11 protein-coding genes, 1 tRNA gene and 3 rRNA genes are annotated in these 19427 nt (G+C 61.3%); 8 read left to right on the plus strand and 7 right to left on the minus strand.

Translation table 11 applies throughout. The features are described from left to right. Window positions 1-80: 80 nt before the first annotated feature. Both AU175_RS06905 and AU175_RS06910 read right to left on the minus strand, forming a co-directional pair. Window positions 81-157, minus strand: a tRNA-Thr gene (locus AU175_RS06905). Between the two features lie 150 nt (window positions 158-307). Beyond that, window positions 308-1195: a DsbA family protein gene (locus tag AU175_RS06910; protein WP_066286963.1), complete on the minus strand. Its 888-nt coding sequence runs from the start codon at window positions 1193-1195 to the stop codon at window positions 308-310. Window positions 1196-1374: 179 nt separating this feature from the next. Between AU175_RS06910 and AU175_RS06915 the strand changes: the two genes are divergently transcribed. The 4 genes from AU175_RS06915 (at window position 1375) to AU175_RS06930 (ending at window position 6537) form a co-directional block, all read left to right on the plus strand. Beyond that, window positions 1375-2877 (plus strand): alpha,alpha-trehalose-phosphate synthase (UDP-forming), encoded by a 1503-nt coding sequence (locus tag AU175_RS06915; RefSeq protein ID WP_066286964.1) that lies wholly within the window; start codon window positions 1375-1377, stop codon window positions 2875-2877. Continuing rightward, complete coding sequence (gene otsB / locus AU175_RS06920; protein WP_066286966.1) at window positions 2867-3712, plus strand: trehalose-phosphatase; 846 nt, start codon at window positions 2867-2869, stop codon at window positions 3710-3712. The genes AU175_RS06915 and otsB overlap by 11 nt, the downstream gene beginning before the upstream one ends. A 213-nt stretch (window positions 3713-3925) precedes the next feature. Then, window positions 3926-5008: an ABC transporter ATP-binding protein gene (locus AU175_RS06925; protein WP_066286968.1), complete on the plus strand. Its 1083-nt coding sequence runs from the start codon at window positions 3926-3928 to the stop codon at window positions 5006-5008. A gap of 110 nt (window positions 5009-5118) precedes the next feature. Continuing rightward, window positions 5119-6537, plus strand: coding sequence for a DUF4032 domain-containing protein (locus AU175_RS06930; RefSeq protein WP_066286970.1), 1419 nt, complete (start codon window positions 5119-5121; stop codon window positions 6535-6537). 126 nt (window positions 6538-6663) lie between these two features. Here AU175_RS06930 and AU175_RS06935 read toward each other — a convergent pair whose 3' ends face one another. Further along, on the minus strand, window positions 6664-8034 hold the full coding sequence (locus tag AU175_RS06935) for an FAD-binding oxidoreductase (protein ID WP_066286972.1): 1371 nt from the start codon (window positions 8032-8034) through the stop codon (window positions 6664-6666). A 194-nt stretch (window positions 8035-8228) separates the two neighbouring features. Between AU175_RS06935 and AU175_RS06940 the strand changes: the two genes are divergently transcribed. After that, on the plus strand, window positions 8229-9956 hold the full coding sequence (locus AU175_RS06940; protein ID WP_082979044.1) for a glycoside hydrolase family 13 protein: 1728 nt from the start codon (window positions 8229-8231) through the stop codon (window positions 9954-9956). A gap of 5 nt (window positions 9957-9961) precedes the next feature. Beyond that, window positions 9962-11005, plus strand: coding sequence for a LacI family DNA-binding transcriptional regulator (locus tag AU175_RS06945; RefSeq protein WP_066286974.1), 1044 nt, complete (start codon window positions 9962-9964; stop codon window positions 11003-11005). Here AU175_RS06945 and AU175_RS06950 read toward each other — a convergent pair. Further along, window positions 11002-11517, minus strand: a complete 516-nt coding sequence (locus AU175_RS06950) for an SRPBCC domain-containing protein (RefSeq protein WP_066286976.1) — start codon at window positions 11515-11517, stop codon at window positions 11002-11004. The genes AU175_RS06945 and AU175_RS06950 overlap by 4 nt on opposite strands. A gap of 666 nt (window positions 11518-12183) precedes the next feature. Between AU175_RS06950 and AU175_RS21665 the strand changes: the two genes are divergently transcribed. After that, on the plus strand, window positions 12184-12729 hold the full coding sequence (locus tag AU175_RS21665; protein ID WP_156642217.1) for a hypothetical protein: 546 nt from the start codon (window positions 12184-12186) through the stop codon (window positions 12727-12729). Continuing rightward, complete coding sequence (locus AU175_RS22740) at window positions 12726-13526, plus strand: integrase core domain-containing protein (RefSeq protein WP_197497057.1); 801 nt, start codon at window positions 12726-12728, stop codon at window positions 13524-13526. Before AU175_RS21665 ends, AU175_RS22740 begins: the two co-directional genes overlap by 4 nt. A 75-nt stretch (window positions 13527-13601) precedes the next feature. Here AU175_RS22740 and rrf read toward each other — a convergent pair. The 3 genes from rrf to AU175_RS06970 all read right to left on the minus strand — a co-directional run bounded on the left by rrf (window position 13602) and on the right by AU175_RS06970 (window position 19105). Next, window positions 13602-13718 (minus strand): 5S ribosomal RNA (gene rrf, locus AU175_RS06960). Window positions 13719-13939: 221 nt separating this feature from the next. After that, window positions 13940-17078 (minus strand): 23S ribosomal RNA (locus AU175_RS06965). Between the two features lie 501 nt (window positions 17079-17579). Next, window positions 17580-19105 (minus strand): 16S ribosomal RNA (locus tag AU175_RS06970). Together the 16S, 23S and 5S rRNA genes form the textbook arrangement of a ribosomal RNA operon. Between the last annotated feature and the right edge of the window lie 322 nt (window positions 19106-19427).

Genomic DNA, 19427 nt, shown 5'->3' on the forward strand with positions numbered 1-19427 from the left:
AGCCCCGTCCCGAAGGACGGGGCTCGTACACGTTAAAAACCCCTCCGTTCGGGGCAAACTTCCCGGAACGGAGGGGTTTCTGGAGCCTCCTGTCGGATTCGAACCGACGACCCCCGCTTTACAAGAGCGGTGCTCTGGCCAACTGAGCTAAGGAGGCGTGCCCTGACGGGCCTCGCCTGAACGGCGCTAGATAAGGTTAGCCCAAGTCCGCCCGCTGGTAAAAACTGCGGACCTGGATAAGGTTCCACGGAAAAGCCCGGCCCCGGAACGAATCCAGGACCGGGCCTTCCGAAGGCAACCAGGCGGGTTATGCCTTAGCGTCGATCGCTGCCTGCAGGAAGTCCGGGAAAGGTGTCTGGGCGCTGTCACCCTTGCCCCACTGCTTGCCGTCCACGAATACGGTGGGCGTGCCAGTGATGCCGATGGCCGCGGCTTCCTTGGTGGTGAACTTCACGTAGGGCCGGTAGGTTTTGTCGTCCACGCAGGAGTCGATGTTGACGCCCATGTCCGAGGCCATCTTCTTCAGATCATTGTCAGAAATGCCCGCGCCGCCTTCTGCCGGCTGGTTGTCGAACAGCGAGTCAACAAACTCCTTGTACTTCTCCGGTGACTCGTTCACGACGCACGCCGCAGCGTTGGCTGCCCGCGAGGAGTAGTTCGTCGAAGACCTGTTATCCAGGAAGCCGAGCGCGCGGTATTCCACCGTAATCTTGCCCTCGTTGCGCAGGGCAGTCAGCTGCTCGTCATAGCGCGCCTCGAAGTCTTTACAGACCGGGCAGATGAAATCGACGTACAGGACAACCTTGACGGGCTTTCCGGGCTCGGCCTCGGCGCCCGGGGCAACTACTTCCGCCGGAGCAGTCTCCGGCGGTTCGCCCACGGAGGCGGCGTCAACCGTGGCGGGATCCAGCTTGGCCACTTCTGTGTTGGCCAGCAGGGTGATGCCGCCGTGCACGTTGCCGTTTGCCGGCGTCGGCCCCTGGTCCGCGATCGGCGCGCTATCCCGCATGGAGGTGGTCACCACGAGTGCCACAACCGCCAGGATGGCAACCACTGCCACCACAATGCCCCAGCCGATCAGCAGCTTGTTTCGTTTGTCCTTCTTAAGCTGCGCTTCACGGATCAGGCGCGCCTTCTCGCGGGCCTCCGCTGTTCGCTCAGCCTTGGACTTACGTACTTCATTTGCGGGGCTCATGTGTTCCTTGGGTCGATCGACGTGGGGGGACCACTCAGTGGCAACTCCATCATTTTAGGGGAGAAACCTGGGAGCTTGCGCTTTCAACTATTCCTCCCCTTGACCAACGGACGAATAGCACGGAAGATTCCGCCCCGTTAGGGTGGGCCTAAAGGCACAAGCAACCCCAGGGGGCCGCAATGCAAACACCCGTCCAGGAAAAACCTACCGCCGCGACTGACTCCGGCCCTGCCGGACACGGCCACGATGACAGCGCAAAATACGACTTCATGGTGGTGTCCAACAGGCTGCCAGTAGACCGTTGCGCTGCAGGTGAAAGCGGCGACGACGGCTCCGGCTGGCGGCGCTCACCGGGCGGCCTCGTGACCGCCCTGGCGCCGATGATGACCAAGACCGACGGCGCGTGGGTGGGCTGGCACGGCGCCCCGGATGAGACAGTCAGTCCGTTCAGCCACGACGGGATGGACCTGGTCCCCGTCCAGCTCAGCACCGACGATGTTGAGCTGTATTACGAAGGCTTCTCCAACGCCACGCTCTGGCCGCTCTACCACGATGTCATCGCTCCCCCGGAGTTCCACCGGACCTGGTGGGACGCCTACCGCAGGGTGAACAGAAGGTTCGCGGACGCCGTCGTTCGCCATGCCGATCAAGGCGCAACCGTCTGGATCCAGGACTACCAGCTGCAGCTGGTGCCACGGATGGTGCGCGAGGCCCGGCCTGACCTGCGCATCGGGTTTTTCAACCACATCCCGTTCCCTCCGCCGGAGATTTTCGCCCAGCTGCCGTGGCGGCAGGCCATCATCGACGGCCTCATGGGCGCAGACCTGGTGGGCTTCCAGCGCCCCAGCGATGCCGGCAACTTCATGCGCTCGGCGCGGCGGTTCCTTGGCGCCAGCGTCAAGCAGCAGCAGGTGCACGTCAAGGGACACGACGGCGAAATCACGCACATCGCCAGGGCCCAGGCCTTCCCCATCTCCATCGATGTGGCACAGATCAGCGAACTGGCCAACAAGCCGGAGATCATCGAACGTGCCCGCCAGATCCGCCAGGACCTGGGCAACCCCAAAACCATCCTCCTGGGTGTCGACCGGCTTGATTACACCAAGGGCATCCGCCACCGTCTCAAGGCGTTCGAGGAACTCCTGAACGAAGGCAAACTGACCGTCGGGGACGCCACCCTCATCCAAGTGGCCAGCCCCAGCCGTGAGCGGGTGGAACAGTACCGGCTCCTGCGCGAGGAGATCGAAGGCACCGTGGGCCACATCAACGGCACCTACGACACCATCCAGAACACCGCCGTGCGCTACCTGCACCACAGCTACCCGGTGGAGGAGATGGTGGCTCTGTACCTTGCCGCAGACGTCATGCTGGTTACGGCCCTGCGGGACGGCATGAACCTGGTCGCGAAGGAGTACGTGACGGCCCGAACCCAGAACGACGGCGCGCTGGTCCTCAGCGAGTTTGCCGGTGCAGCTGACCAGCTGAAGCAGGCACTCCTGATGAATCCGCACGACATCGACGGCTTGAAGGACACCATCATGCGGGCCGTCAACATGAACCCCAAGGACTCCGCCCGCCGGATGCGGTCCATGCGCAAGCAGATCCTCGAACACGATGTGGACCACTGGTCCGCTGACTTCCTGCAGGCCCTCAACGAAAAGGTGGTCCGAGATGACTCCTGATGCCCGCCCCGCCAAGAGCCCGCTGACTCTCTCCCCGGAACTCCGGGACGCCCTCCGGCGCATCGCCCAGACGGAGCACCTGCTTGTGGCCATGGATTTCGACGGCACCATCTCACCGCTGGTGGACCATGCCGGCGACGCCCGCCCGCTCCCCCGCTCCGCCACCGCGTTTGCCGGGCTCGCCGCCCTGCCGCGCACGACGACGGCACTCATCTCAGGACGCGCCCTCGCCAGCCTGCGGGCGGTGGCTTCGCCTCCGGTAGACACGCTCCTGATCGGCAGCCACGGCGCCGAAGCCTGGCTTGGCCCGGGATCCGCAGAGCTGACCCTGGACGAGGACCAGCGTGCGCTGTTAGCTGAAGTGCGGGGCATCCTGGAAGAAATCGTCGAGCAGGCCCCGGGCACCCTCCTGGAGGACAAGCCCGCCGGTGTCGTCCTGCACACCCGCCTCGCCACTCCCGATGTGGCGGCGGACGCGGTGGCGGCCGCCCGCGCCGTTCTGCAGGACCGCCACGGTGTGTTCCTCAAGAATGGCAAGCAGGTGCTCGAAACCTCCGTGGTTAATGCCTCGAAGGGTGAGGGCGTCACCTTCCTCCGGCAGATCACCGGGGCAACGGCCGTCCTGTTCGCCGGGGACGACACCACGGACGAGGACGCCTTGGCCCGGCTCGAATCCGGCGACGTTGGCGTGAAGGTGGGGCTCGACTTCACGCAGGCGCAGTTCAGGGTGGAAGCCCCCGTGCACGTGGCCGAGTTGCTGGAGACCCTGCTGCAGGAGCGAAGTTTGGCAGTGGCTGAAGAGGAACCTGAAAACTTCGGCGGACACGGCCAGTAGCCAACCTCACATGTGACCTCCGTAACATTTAGTCCAATTCACCTTTGATCTGACATACTCTTGCTTGTGATGTGGCGCACAAGAACCGTGCGGCATCATTTGATACTCCTCGGCCTCGGCCGGGGAGTACATCATGCAGTACATAACTGAATTACATGAACCATTCACAACGGATCGTCCGGCACGTACCTGCCGGTGAAGGGATTGATAACTGTGGCTACAGTTACTTTTGATAACGCTACGCGTCTGTACCCGGGCACAGAAAAGCCCGCCGTCGATAAGCTCAACATCGACATCGCCGATGGCGAATTCCTGGTCCTCGTTGGACCCTCCGGTTGCGGCAAGTCCACCTCGCTGCGCATGCTCGCAGGCCTTGAGGATGTCAACGCCGGCCGTATCCTCATTGGCGACCGCGATGTCACCGACGTTCCGCCGAAGGACCGCGACATCGCCATGGTTTTCCAGAACTACGCGCTGTACCCGCACATGACGGTTGCAGACAACATGGGCTTCGCACTGAAGATCGCCGGCGTCAGCAAGGAAGAGCGTGCCGAGCGTGTCCGCGAAGCAGCCAAGCTTCTCGACCTCGAGCCGTACCTGGACCGCAAGCCGAAGGCACTCTCCGGCGGCCAGCGCCAGCGTGTTGCCATGGGCCGCGCCATCGTGCGTAACCCGCAGGTCTTCCTCATGGATGAGCCGCTTTCCAACCTGGATGCCAAGCTCCGTGTCCAGACGCGTACGCAGATCGCATCCCTGACCCGCCGCCTGGGCGTTACCACCGTCTACGTGACCCACGACCAGGTCGAGGCCATGACCATGGGTGACCGCGTGGCTGTGCTGAAGGACGGCCTGCTGATGCAGGTTGACACCCCGCGCAACCTCTACGACAAGCCCAAGAACGTCTTCGTCGCCGGCTTCATCGGCTCCCCCGCCATGAACCTGCTGGAACTGCCCGTCGTCGACGGCGGCGTCCAGTTCGGCGGGACGGTTTACCCGGTTCCCCGCAACATCCTCGAAGAGGCCCACGGCGCCACTGTCACGCTCGGTTCACGCCCGGAGGACCTCGAGCAGGTCGCCGCAGGTGAAGGCCTCAAGGTTGAAGTTGACGTCGTTGAAGAGCTCGGCGCCGACGCATACGTCTACGGCCACACCTCGCTCGACGGCAAGGACCACGACATCGTGGCACGCGTCGACGGTCGCCGTCCCCCGATGAAGGGCGAGGCCATCTACGTCCGCCCGCAGTCGGGCCACGTGCACCTCTTCGACACCAAAACCGGTCTGCGCCTGGGCGACTAATCCCACCAGCGCACTAACCAACCGACGGCGGCCCTCCTATTGGACGGGCCGCCGTCGGCGTTAAGTCCGATGTTTAGGCCAGCTGCCCCCACGTACGGAAGAATTGACCCATGACCGAGGAAAACAGCGCCCAGTGGCACGACGAACCCACCGACTACGCGCAGATCGGCAAACTGCCACGGTTTGAGGCGGCAAGCGCCAATGACAGCAAGCTCGCCGCGGTCTCCAGCTCGCTGAACATCACGGCCGCCGCCGCCGATCCGGAACTCCTGGACCTCCCTTGGCATATCGCACTTGAGGACTGGCCTGCCGAAAACCTTGCGGCGCTCCCCCGAGGTATTTCCCGGCACATCGTGCGCTTTGCCCACCTGGGCGGCTCTGTCATCGCCATCAAGGAAACCTCCGAGCATGTTGCCCGCCACGAGTACCACATGCTGCGAAAGCTCGCCCGGCTGGATGTACCCTGCGTGGAACCCGTGGCCGTGATCACCGGCCGGACCACGCTCGACGGCCGGCCCCTGAACCCGGTCCTGGTCACCCGCCACCTGAAGTTCTCCATGCCGTACCGCGCGCTGTTCTCCCAGATGCTGCGCAAGGACACGCTCACCCGCCTCATTGATGCCCAGGCCCTCCTGATGGTGCGCCTGCACCTGATCGGCTTCTACTGGGGCGATGTCTCCCTCTCCAACACCCTCTTCCGCCGGGACGCCGGCGCGTTCGCGGCGTATCTTGTGGACGCCGAGACCGGCGAGCTGTACCCGGACCTGTCCACTGGCCAGCGTGAATATGACCTGGAGATCGCGCGGGTAAACATCGCCGGCGAGCTGATGGACCTCCTGGACGGCGGCCTGATCGAAGACAAGGTGGACCCCGTTGCCACCAGTGAACTGATCATGGACAGCTACCGTCGCCTTTGGACCGAGCTGACGGAAAAGGAATCCTTCGAACTCGGCGAACGCTGGCGCGTTGGGGCCCGCATCCGCCGCCTCAACGAGCTGGGCTTCGACGTCGAAGAGTATGCGATCAAAACCACGCAGAACGGTTCCACCATCCAGCTGCAGCCCAAAGTGGTGGACGCCGGCCACCACATGCGCCGGCTGCTGCGCCTCACCGGGCTGGACGCCCAGGAGAACCAGGCACGCCGCCTCCTCAACGACATGGATTCCTTCCGGGCGGACAACAACCCGGAGATGGACGAGGAATACAGCGCCCACCTCTGGGTCAGCCAGGTCTTCGAGCCAATCGTCCGTTCCATCCCGCGGGACCTCTCCCGCAAGCTCGAACCCGCCGAAGCGGTCCATGAGGTCTTGGAACACCGCTGGTACATGTCTGAGAAGCAGGAACGGCACATCCCGCTTGCCGAAGCAGTACAGTCCTACATCGACTCCATCCTGCGGCACCGTCGGGACGAGGCAGCCATCATGTTGAACCCGGACACAGCAATGCTGAAGATCCTCGAACTGGAGACTGAGGAGTCCCGGTACGGTGCCGATGAAACAATCGACGAGTACCCGGACGTCGACGACTGACCCTGCTAAGGGCCGTGGGCGCATTAGCACGGCTGTGTTAAATCAACCCCAACCAGGTAGCAGTACATGTCGCTATGCGGCGCCATAACGACACTTACTGCTACTTGGATGGGGCAGCGGCGGGGCCTAGATTGCTTTGCCCGGGTTAAGGACGCCGGCCGGATCAAAGAGCTTTTTGATTTTGCGCTGCAGTTCCCTGACGGGTTCCGGCTGCTCCAGTCCGAGCCAGCGCAGCTTGTACTGCCCGATGCCGTGTTCTCCGGTGATGGTGCCGCCCATCTCCAGCGCGGCGTTGATCGAGGCATCCAAAGCCAGGTTCAGGCGCTCCATGGCGCCTTCATCCACGGCGTTGTCCAGCCGGTCCACCCAGAACGTCGGATGGAGGTTGCCGTCCCCGGCGTGTGCCACCACCTTGAGGCTGACCGCGTGGGCAGCGGCCATCGCCTCCAGTGCGGCCACGTAATCCACCAGGCGTGAGCGGGGCACGGCAACGTCCTCACCCACGCGGTATTCGTCATCCACTTCGACGCCACGGCTGTGGCGGCGCAGCTCCACCAGCTGCTCGGCCTCGGCGCTGGATTCAGTGGTGACCAGCGCACCTCCGGCCGCCAGCACCCTACGGACCACCTCGGCCTCCGCCGCAGCACCGAAGCCATCAGTCTGGATCAGCAGCAGGGCCCGTCCGCGCGTGGTCAGATCAGAGCCGTGAATGCTGTCCAGCTGGGCCAGCGTGCCGCCGTCGAGCAGTTCCATGATGGCCGGCTGGACACGGGCCCTGCCCACGGCCAGGACGCCGGCCGCGGCAAGCCTGAAGTCCGGATAGAACGCCGCGATGGTGTGCACGTCACGCGGGAGGTACTTCAGCCGGACCGTTATGCCTACCACGATGCCCAACGTCCCCTCGGACCCAACGAACAGCCCGGTGAGGTCATACCCGGCGACGCCCTTGAACGTCTGGTGTCCGGTGTGGATGACTGATCCGTCAGCGAGCACTACGTCCAGTGCCAGGACTGAGTCGCGCGTGACGCCGTACTTCGCGCACCGCAGGCCACCGGCATTCGTGGCGATATTGCCGCCGATTGTCGAGGAGCGGAAGCTCGCCGGATCAGGCGCGTACATCAGCCCGTGGACGGCCGCCGCCTCGTTCAGGACGGCGTTGATCACACCGGGTTCGACGACGGCGGTCTCGTCGTCGGGGTTAAGGTCCAGGATGCGGTCCATCCGTTCCAGGGAGAGGATGACCGAATTCCGGCTGGCGTGCGCGCCGCCGGAGACCCCGGTCCCTGCCCCGCGTGCCACCAGTGCAATCCCGCGGTTGGAACAGCACCTTACTGCGGCCTGGACATCCGCCACGGATTCGGCGAAAACCACCGCCAACGGCAAGTGGAAGTCCAGCACCGGGGCCTGATCCACGGCGTACCGGGCGAGCGTGGCTTCCTCGGCACTGACCTGGCCGGGCCCGAGTGCCTTTTCAAGTTCCTTCACGATGCTGACCACGCAGCCTCCAGTCCCGTCGTCGCCGTTTCCTCCAGTCTAGGGCGGGCACCAATACCGCAGCCGCGTCATATTTCGTCGGTACTGCAAGCGTTTCCACAGGTCAGGCTCACTTGGGCGCATTTGGCCCCCATTGCCTGTTTCACAGTCACTGGAAGCGTTTCCATTCCTGGACCCGCCCAACTAGGCTGACTCCCATGTCTGTTGATTCCGTGATCACTGCCCCCGCGCCGCTGGCTGGTCCGCTGACCCTCATCCACGACGCCGACAAGACCCCGGGCTGGTGGCGATCGGCCGTCATCTACCAGGTGTATCCCCGGTCCTTCCGCGACCTGAACGGGGACGGCATCGGCGACATCGCCGGAATCACCGCGGAGCTGCCGCAGCTTGCCGAACTGGGGGTGGACGCCGTCTGGCTCTCCCCCTTCTACCGGTCACCGCAGCGGGACGCCGGTTACGATGTCAGCGACTACTGCGACGTTGACCCGATCTTCGGCACCCTGGGCGATTTTGACATCATGATGGCCGAGGCCAACCGCTTGAGCCTGCGGGTCATTGTGGACCTGGTACCCAACCACTGCTCGGACCAGCACACCGCGTTCCAGGCTGCCCTGGCCGCACCCGCCGGAAGCTCCGAGCGGGACATGTTCATTTTCCGCGACGGCAACGGACCTGACGGGCACGAACCTCCCAACAACTGGCAGTCCCACTTTGGCGGACCTGCGTGGACGCGTGTCATCGGCTCGGACGGCCAGCCTGAGCAGTGGTACCTGCACCTCTTCGATTCGTCCCAGCCTGACTTCAACTGGGACAACCCCGCCGTCCATGCCGAGTTTGAACGGGTACTCCGATTCTGGCTGGACCGCGGCGTCTCCGGCTTCCGTGTGGATGTCGCCCACGCACTGGTCAAGGCTCCGGGGCTTCCGGCTTGGGGCGGCAGGGCCGACGGCGGCAGCTCGGACGGCTTCCCGGGTCACGAAGCCCCCATGTTTGGTCAGCCGGCCATCCACGACATCTACCGTGCCTGGCGCCTGATCCTGGACGAATACGGTCCGGACAGGATTCTGTGCGCCGAAGCAAGCGTCGACCTCCCCCGCCTTGCCCATTGGGTGAGGTCAGACGAGATGCACCAGGCCTTCAACTTCCCGTACCTGCACGCCGGCCTTGACGTGTACCGGCTGAGGTCCGTCATCACCGACTCCCTGACAGTGCTGGACGCCGTAGGTGCCCCGAGCACTTGGGTGCTGTCCAACCACGACGTCGTTCGGCACGCGAGCCGATTCGGCTACAACGGCCACGGCCCTCGGGACGGCGACGGTATCGGCCCCGCGGATCCGCAGCCGGACACTGCTCTTGGCCGACGGCGGGCTGCCGCAGCTTCACTCTTTATGCTTGCCCTGCCCGGTGCGGCCTACCTCTACCAGGGCGAAGAGCTCGGTCTGCCGGACGGGATCGACATCCCCGAGGGTATGAGGCAGGATCCCACCTTCGCGAGGACCGGCGGCGAACGCCTGGGGCGCGATGGCTGCCGGATTCCACTGCCCTGGAAGGCGTCGGAGCGCCATTTGGGCTTCGGCTCCGGAGAGCAGCCATGGCTCCCATTGCCGTCCGGGTTCACCGAGCTGGCGCGTGACGTCCAGGCTGCATCGCCGTCGTCGCACCTGAACCTGTACCGCCGCACTCTGGCGCTCCGGCGGGAGGTTGGCCTGGGCCGCGGTTCCCTCGCGTGGGCGGATGAATGGTGCACGGGGTCATCGCTCGGCTACGTTAACGGCACTACGCTGGTGCTTATGAACCTGAACCATGAGCCCCTCGAAATGCCCGAGGGCGACGTACTCCTCCGCAGCGCGGACCCGGAGTCCGGCCACTTCCTCGCCTCAGGTGAGACCGTCTGGCTGCAGTTGGTAGCTGGCGACGCGGAGTAGTCCGGATGGCAGGCATCAAGGACGTTGCCGACCGTGCCGGCCTTTCCATTGCCACGGTGTCGCGAGCACTCAGCGGAAAAGCCAACGTTTCGGCGAAGAGCCGAAAGCTCGCGAAAGCAGCCGCCGAAGAGCTCGGTTTTGTGCCGTCCTACCACGCCTCAAGCCTGGCGTCGGGACGCAACCACAATGTTGGCCTGGTGATGCCATCAGTGCACCGGTGGTACTTTTCATCAGTGCTGGAGGGCGTCTCTGCCACGCTGCTTGATGCCGGCTACGACCTCACCCTGTACAACGTGGGCGACCACCCGGCGCGGCGCCAAAGTGTCCTGAACGATTTCCTGCTGCGCAAACGCCTCGATGCGGTGATCGCCGTTGCCTTAGTGCTGACCGACGACGAGATACAGCAGCTCCTGGCCATCCACCGCCCCATCGTGGGCATCGGCGGGGCGCTGGCCGGTGCATCCACCATCCGCATCAATGATTCGGAGCTATCCCGCAAGGCTACTAACCACCTGATCCAGCTGGGCCACACGCGCATAGCCCATCTGACCGGCGATCCCGCGCGAAATCAGGACTTCAAGCTGCCGGGGATCCGACAGGCCGGATTCGAGGCGGCCATGAAAGCCGCAGGCTTGCCTGTCCGGCCGGAATGGCAGATCTCAGCGGACTTCACCATCGGGGGCGCGTACACGAGTGCACGCAAGCTGCTGGGAATGGGGACTGAACGTCCTACGGCGGTCTTCGCAGCCTCCGACGAGATGGCTATCGGTACCATTCTCGCCGCCCGCGACTTCGGGCTGCGGGTGCCGCATGACCTGTCCGTCATCGGCATGGATGGCCACGAACTGGGCGACGTCTTTGGGCTGACCACCATCAACCAGGACGCCCGCGGCCAAGGTGCCCTCGCCGCGCGGCTCCTGCTGGAAACTCTTGGGACAAATCCAGGTGATCCCCGCTCCGCTACGCCCGCCCTTTCCGGCGCCGCAACTGACCGGGAGTACCCGACAGAGCTAATTATCCGGACGAGCACGGCAGTGCCGCCAGGCTAGAGCGCCTCCGTCTTCGTTTCATCCGGGCTGCCACCCATAAAGCGCACATACCGCTCCAGGACTATGGGCCAACCCGCGGCGTACTCTGCCCGCGCGGCTGCAGGATCCTCAGCACCCTCCCAGCCGTCGTGGATCAGCCGGACCTCTGTCCCCTCCGCTACAGCCCGGAAGGCTACGCGCAGCTCTGTTGACCACAACGCTGTCGAACCCGGGTGCCAGGTGGCATGGAAGGACAGCGGCGGCTGCCAGTCGTCGATAGTCCCCCAGATGGACGTCCGGCCATCGTCAGCGGTTTCCAGGACCAGGTTCTCTTCAAACTCCACGTAGGAGCCGGCTCCATAAACACCATGGGACTCCAGCGGCCACCAAAGGTGGGTATGGTCGGTGAACCCGGCGAAGGCCTGGGCCACATGACCGGGTACGGTCACCGTCAGGATCAAAGGGTCCAGAGCGCCCGGAGCGTCCCCCGGTTCCGGAGTGGAGCCACCTGCGTGGCTGAAGAGGTTATCCATGGACAGCAACTTTACCCGTGGAGCACCAGTCGCTCCGAAGACTGAAGCCAATCCTGGGCATCTTCACACCCCGGGCGCTCTCTCACTTGTTGCGGGTCTTACCCGGACGCTCTCTCACTTGATGCAGGTTCCCTCTACGTCAGGCTGGTTGTGAGTCAGTCAGTGATTGAAGGGAACAGGAGCAGCCATGACTGTTGGTCCGCGAGGTATTAGCCGCGATGAGATTCGGGAATTGGTACATGAGTATTACGTGCAGCCGTATGGGACGAGGAAGGAATGGCTTGCCTCTCAGCCAGTGACTGAATGGACGTTCCGGCGGTGGCGGAAGATGGTGCAAGAGGGTGATCTCGACCGGAATCTGATTCCACGAGAGCATGGGGGTATGGCCCGCACGAATGGCGAGTGGTCCGCGTTTTAGAAAGCGCGCGCCAAGGAGATCGCTGAACACCAGTCCGAAGTCGAACAGCTCAAGGGCCGTATCCGTGAACTTGAAGGCACGAATACTGCTCTGGGAAAAGCTATCGGGCTCTTGCACGAGTTGAACGTGCCAGAGCCCGATACGGCCCGGACGAAAGATCCGAAAGGTTCATCGAAGCCGAGAACCTCCTCGTCCGGGAGCTGACAAAGCTCACCGGCTCGCAGCGGCAAGCCCTCGAGTGCGCCGGCGTGTCGCGCTCGACCTGGCACTACCGGCAGAACCCCCGCGAACGCGTGCAGGACCCGCTCGCCCAGTCTGAGCGGGCCTATGAATCGCGGATCAGCACCGGGGATCGCGACCGGATCTGCGAATACATTCTGGACGGCTGGGCCAACCAGGTCTCGGTTGACCATTCCTACGCGGCCGCGTGGGACAAGGGGGTGGTCCTCGCTTCCCGCCGGACCTGGTGGCGGGTCGCGGCCCAGATCGAGGACCAGATGCTGCGCCCCACGATCCCTACCAGGAGCCGGAACAACCGGCCCCCACGGGAGAAACCGGTTGTGATGGCGACCGGACCGGGCCAGGTCTGGTCCTGGGACATCACCGATCTGTATTCACCCTGGCGGGGAAAGCCGTTCAAAGCCTACTCAGTCCTTGATATCTACTCCCGCCATATGGTTGCCTGGCGGGTCGAAGACCGAGAAGCCGACCACCTCGCGGTGGAGATGTTCGAACCGCTATCGCCCGGCACGGCGCCCCGCGCATCGTCCACGCCGACTCCGGGCCGGCGATGAGATCAAACCTGCTCCGCGACACTCTCACCAGCCACGGCATCGAACTCTCCCACAACCGGCCCTACGTCTCGAACGACAACCCCTTCTCAGAGTCCGGGTTCCGGACCATGAAGTACAGGCCAGGCTACCCCCGCGTTTTCAAAGAACTCGAGACCGCCCGGGCCTACCTCGCCGACTACGTGCCCTGGTACAACACCCAACACAAACACTCAGGCATTGCACTTTTCTCGCCCGCCGAAGTCCACGAGGCTCCTGGAAAGAAACCTGGCAAAAACGCGACCACGCACTCCAGCGCTACTACGACAAAAACCCCGAACGATTCCACCAGCGCCCCATCACACCAGCCCCCGCCAGCCACACAGGAATCAACCTCCCGGCAACAAAAACACCCACACAGCAAACCCAATGACTCCACACAGCTTGACAACCTTCGGTTTTACCCTGACGCTCTCTCACTTGATACAGGTTTCTCGGTGATGCTCTCTCATTTGTTGCGGGTTTTGCCGGGATGCTCTCTCGCTTTTGTGCCGTCCGGACAGGGTACGACGGCGGTGCGGTGGGGGTGCCCCTGGTCGGGTTCCGCGGGGTGGGAGAGGGTCGCGCGGAAGGCTGCAGGGTGTGGGAGAGGGTCGCGCGGAAGGGTGCAGGATGTGGGAGAGGGCCGCCCGGAAGGCTGCAGGGGGTGCGAGAGGGTCGCGCGGAAGGCTGCAGGGTGTGGGAGAGGGTCGCGCGGAAGGCTGCAGGGTGTGGGAGAGGGTCGGGCGGAAGGCTGCAGGGTGTGGGTGGGGGTTGCGTGAAAAGGTGCAGGTGATGGGTGGTGGGTTAAATGGGTCAGGCCCCGACGTGTTTGTCGGGGCCTGAGCCTAATTTATGTCCGGCGGTGACCTACTCTCCCACACCCTCCCGGGTGCAGTACCATCGGCGCTGTGGGTCTTAGCTTCCGGGTTCGGAATGGGACCGGGCGTTTCCCCCACGCTATGACCGCCGTAACCCTGTTACCCGTCACACGCCGCCAGGGGGCGGGTGTGTGGGAAGTCTGTGGTTACAACATGTTCCTGTTAGGGAACTGTGGTGTTGTTATTTAGTTGTGTTCCGCAAGCAACGTTTGGTTTGTTGTTTGGGAACCACATAGTGGACGCAAGCAGTCTTGTTTCTTTTTACCCTTTTCGTGGTGTGAACGTCTTTTGAATGCCGTTCACGAAAGGGGTGTGTGGTGTAAGTTATCGGCCTATTAGTACCGGTCAGCTTCACGAGTCGTTAGTCCTCGCTTCCACATCCGGCCTATCAACCCAGTGGTCTGGCTGGGGGCCTCTCACACACAAGGTGTATGGAAATCTCATCTCGAAGCGAGCTTCCCGCTTAGATGCTTTCAGCGGTTATCCCATCCGAACGTAGCTAATCAGCGGTGCACTTGGCAGTACAACTGACACACCAGAGGTTCGTCCGTCCCGGTCCTCTCGTACTAAGGACAGCCCTTCTCAAATTTCCTGCGCGCGCAGCGGATAGGGACCGAACTGTCTCACGACGTTCTAAACCCAGCTCGCGTACCGCTTTAATGGGCGAACAGCCCAACCCTTGGGACCTACTCCAGCCCCAGGATGCGACGAGCCGACATCGAGGTGCCAAACCATGCCGTCGATATGGACTCTTGGGCAAGATCAGCCTGTTATCCCCGAGGTACCTTTTATCCGTTGAGCGACGGCCATTCCACAATGTACCGCCGGATCACTAGTCCCGACTTTCGTCCCTGCTCGAGATGTCTCTCTCACAGTCAAGCTCCCTTGTGCACTTACACTCGACACCTGATTGCCAACCAGGCTGAGGGAACCTTTGGGCGCCTCCGTTACTTTTTAGGAGGCAACCGCCCCAGTTAAACTACCCATCAGGCACTGTCCCTGACCCGGATTACGGGCCGAAGTTAGATGTCCAAAGTGACCAGAGTGGTATTTCAACGATGACTCCACCCGAACTGGCGTCCGGGCTTCAACGTCTCCCACCTATCCTACACAAGCCACTCCGAACACCAATACCAAACTATAGTAAAGGTCTCGGGGTCTTTCCGTCCTGCTGCGCGTAACGAGCATCTTTACTCGTACTGCAATTTCGCCGAGTTTATGGTTGAGACAGCGGGGAAGTCGTTACTCCATTCGTGCAGGTCGGAACTTACCCGACAAGGAATTTCGCTACCTTAGGATGGTTATAGTTACCACCGCCGTTTACTGGGGCTTAAATTCTCAGCTTCGCCTTGCGGCTAACCGGTCCTCTTAACCTTCCAGCACCGGGCAGGAGTCAGTCCGTATACATCGTCTTGCGACTTCGCACGGACCTGTGTTTTTAGTAAACAGTCGCTTCCCCCTGGTCTCTGCGGCCCCGATCCCCTCCCACCAGCAAGTGGTGTTCAAGGTTGGGGCCCCCCTTCTCCCGAAGTTACGGGGGCATTTTGCCGAGTTCCTTAACCATAATTCTCTCGATCGCCTTAGTATTCTCTACCTGATCACCTGTGTCGGTTTGGGGTACGGGCGGCTAAAACCTCGCGTCGATGCTTTTCTCGGCAGCATAGGATCACCAAATCCCCCCAAACGGGGGTCCCATCAGATCTCAGGCATCATGAACAGCGGATTTGCCTACCGTTCGCCCTACATCCTTAGACCGGGACAACCATCGCCCGGCTTGGCTACCTTCCTGCGTCACACCTGTTAATACGCTTGCCTCCCAGGATCAGGTCCTGCGCTCCACCAAAACCCTCACACCACAAGGGTGATCGGGCAGGTCTCGGGCAGTTAGTATCCCCTGTTCAGCATGGGCGGTTTTTCGCCGGTACGGGAATATCAACCCGTTGTCCATCGACTACGCCTGTCGGCCTCGCCTTAGGTCCCGACTTACCCAGGGCAGATTAGCTTGACCCTGGAACCCTTGATCATTCGGCGGACGGGTTTCTCACCCGTCTTTCGCTACTCATGCCTGCATTCTCACTCGTGTAGGCTCCACCGCTGGTTTACACCGCGACTTCACTGCCCACACGACGCTCCCCTACCCATCCAGACGCCTGAACCACAAGGGCTTAGCTAATATCTGAATGCCACAACTTCGGCGGTGTACTTGAGCCCCGCTACATTGTCGGCGCGGAATCACTTGACCAGTGAGCTATTACGCACTCTTTTAAGGATGGCTGCTTCTAAGCCAACCTCCTGGTTGTCTTCGCAACTCCACATCCTTTCCCACTTAGCACACGCTTAGGGGCCTTAGTTGGTGGTCTGGGCTGTTTCCCTCTCGACTATGAAGCTTATCCCCCACAGTCTCACTGCTGCGCTCTCACTTACCGGCATTCGGAGTTTGGCTGACGTCAGTAACCTTGTAGGGCCCATTAGCCATCCAGTAGCTCTACCTCCGGTAAGAAACACGCAACGCTGCACCTAAATGCATTTCGGGGAGAACCAGCTATCACGAAGTTTGATTGGCCTTTCACCCCTACCCACAGCTCATCCCCTCCATTTTCAACTGAAGTGGGTTCGGTCCTCCACGACGTCTTACCGTCGCTTCAACCTGGCCATGGGTAGATCACTTCGCTTCGGGTCTAGATCACGCCACTGCAACGCCCTATTCAGACTCGCTTTCGCTACGGCTTCCCCACACGGGTTAACCTCGCGACGTAACACTAACTCGCAGGCTCATTCTTCAAAAGGCACGCCGTCACAACTACTATGCACACAAGGTGCGGCTGCTCCGACGGATTGTAAGCACACGGTTTCAGGTACTGTTTCACTCCCCTCCCGGGGTACTTTTCACCTTTCCCTCACGGTACTGGTCCGCTATCGGTCATTAGGGAGTATTTAGGCTTATCAGGTGGTCCTGACAGATTCACACGGGATTTCTCGGGCCCCGTGCTACTTGGGATACTCTCCAGGCGGCACTCAACATTTCGGTTACGGGGCTCACACCCTCTACGGCCGGCCTTTCAAGACCGTTCACCTATGCCAGCACATCACACCCCACTGTCCCGGCAGAGACAGTACGGAAAGTCCCACAACCCCGACCATGCAACGCCCGCCGGCTATCACACATGGAACGGTTTAGCCTGATCCGCGTTCGCTCGCCACTACTGACGGAATCACTATTGTTTTCTCTTCCTGCGGGTACTGAGATGTTTCACTTCCCCGCGTTCCCTCCACGCACCCTATGTGTTCAGATGCGGGTCACCAGGCAACTCGCGCCCCTGGCGGGGTTTCCCCATTCGGACACCCTGGGATCACAGTCCGGTTATCGACTCCCCCAGGCTTATCGCAGATTCCTACGTCCTTCTTCGGCTCCTAATGCCAAGGCATCCACCGTGTGCTCTTAAAAACTTGACCACAAAAGATCAAGGAGTAATTTTCGAGAGAACCACAGAAACCGCTCCACACACCAAAAAGGCATGCGAACCAGATCCAGGTTCATATTCTTGGAAATTGCTTCTTATAAAAGATGCTCGCGTCCACTATGTAGTTCTCAAACAACAACCCCAAACCACACACCCCACACACAACCCCAAAGGGCCAACGCATGCGATCGATGCAGCCAGGAAACCAGAAACAAACAAACACCAGAACCCTCCCTCACAGAAGAACCCCGGCCCTGTTGCCTCAGGACCCAACAGTGTGCCAAACACTAAACCACCCAAACCCCCACCCCGCCGTTCCAGAACACCCAAAGAGCATCCGTACTAGACCAGGACAAGAACCAGGCAGCCGCTATCCGTTGATATTCCACCCTTGAGCACCCGCCGCAGAACTTACGTCTGCGCAACGGGCATATACTCCTGACAAACCCCCACCAACGCATACACGCAGCAGGAACCTGTAGGTGCTCCTTAGAAAGGAGGTGATCCAGCCGCACCTTCCGGTACGGCTACCTTGTTACGACTTAGTCCCAATCGCCAGTCCCACCTTCGACAGCTCCCTCCCACAAGGGGTTAGGCCACCGGCTTCGGGTGTTACCAACTTTCGTGACTTGACGGGCGGTGTGTACAAGGCCCGGGAACGTATTCACCGCAGCGTTGCTGATCTGCGATTACTAGCGACTCCGACTTCATGGGGTCGAGTTGCAGACCCCAATCCGAACTGAGACCGGCTTTTTGGGATTAGCTCCACCTCACAGTATCGCAACCCTTTGTACCGGCCATTGTAGCATGCGTGAAGCCCAAGACATAAGGGGCATGATGATTTGACGTCGTCCCCACCTTCCTCCGAGTTGACCCCGGCAGTCTCCTATGAGTCCCCGCCATCACGCGCTGGCAACATAGAACGAGGGTTGCGCTCGTTGCGGGACTTAACCCAACATCTCACGACACGAGCTGACGACAACCATGCACCACCTGTGAACCGGCCCCAAAGGGGAAGGACTGTTTCCAGCCCGGTCCGGTCCATGTCAAGCCTTGGTAAGGTTCTTCGCGTTGCATCGAATTAATCCGCATGCTCCGCCGCTTGTGCGGGCCCCCGTCAATTCCTTTGAGTTTTAGCCTTGCGGCCGTACTCCCCAGGCGGGGCACTTAATGCGTTAGCTACGGCGCGGAAAACGTGGAATGTCCCCCACACCTAGTGCCCAACGTTTACGGCATGGACTACCAGGGTATCTAATCCTGTTCGCTCCCCATGCTTTCGCTCCTCAGCGTCAGTTAATGCCCAGAGACCTGCCTTCGCCATCGGTGTTCCTCCTGATATCTGCGCATTTCACCGCTACACCAGGAATTCCAGTCTCCCCTACATCACTCTAGTCTGCCCGTACCCACCGCAGATCCGGAGTTGAGCCCCGGACTTTCACGGCAGACGCGACAAACCGCCTACGAGCTCTTTACGCCCAATAATTCCGGATAACGCTTGCGCCCTACGTATTACCGCGGCTGCTGGCACGTAGTTAGCCGGCGCTTCTTCTGCAGGTACCGTCACTTTCGCTTCTTCCCTACTGAAAGAGGTTTACAACCCGAAGGCCGTCATCCCTCACGCGGCGTCGCTGCATCAGGCTTGCGCCCATTGTGCAATATTCCCCACTGCTGCCTCCCGTAGGAGTCTGGGCCGTGTCTCAGTCCCAGTGTGGCCGGTCACCCTCTCAGGCCGGCTACCCGTCGTCGCCTTGGTAAGCCATTACCTCACCAACAAGCTGATAGGCCGCGAGTCCATCCAAAACCACAAAAAGCTTTCCACCCCCCACCATGCGATGAGGAGTCATATCCGGTATTAGACCCAGTTTCCCAGGCTTATCCCAGAGTTAAGGGCAGGTTACTCACGTGTTACTCACCCGTTCGCCACTAATCCCCGGTGCAAGCACCGGATCATCGTTCGACTTGCATGTGTTAAGCACGCCGCCAGCGTTCATCCTGAGCCAGGATCAAACTCTCCGTTGAAGTAAAACAAAAACAGACACAACCACCAACCCCGGGAAAACGGAATAAAACGGCTGCACAAAATTTGAAACCAGCTGTAAAAACCAAACCACACCACAGGGGCGGCACGATCTGGCCAAAACAACCAATCAATAAACAATTGGTATCAACAAACTTGGCACACTATTGAGTTCTCAAACAACAGACACACCCGGCACCACCACAACCAAACAACAGCCATGGATCGCTCCGGAGCAACTTTTCAAACTTACCCGCTGACTTCACTCTTGTCAAACCGGCGTCCGCGACCATCATCAGCCTAAGGCTTTCGTGTCGGTTTTTT

The organism is Arthrobacter sp. B6 (assembly GCF_001663775.1).
GTDB lineage: Bacteria > Actinomycetota > Actinomycetes > Actinomycetales > Micrococcaceae > Arthrobacter.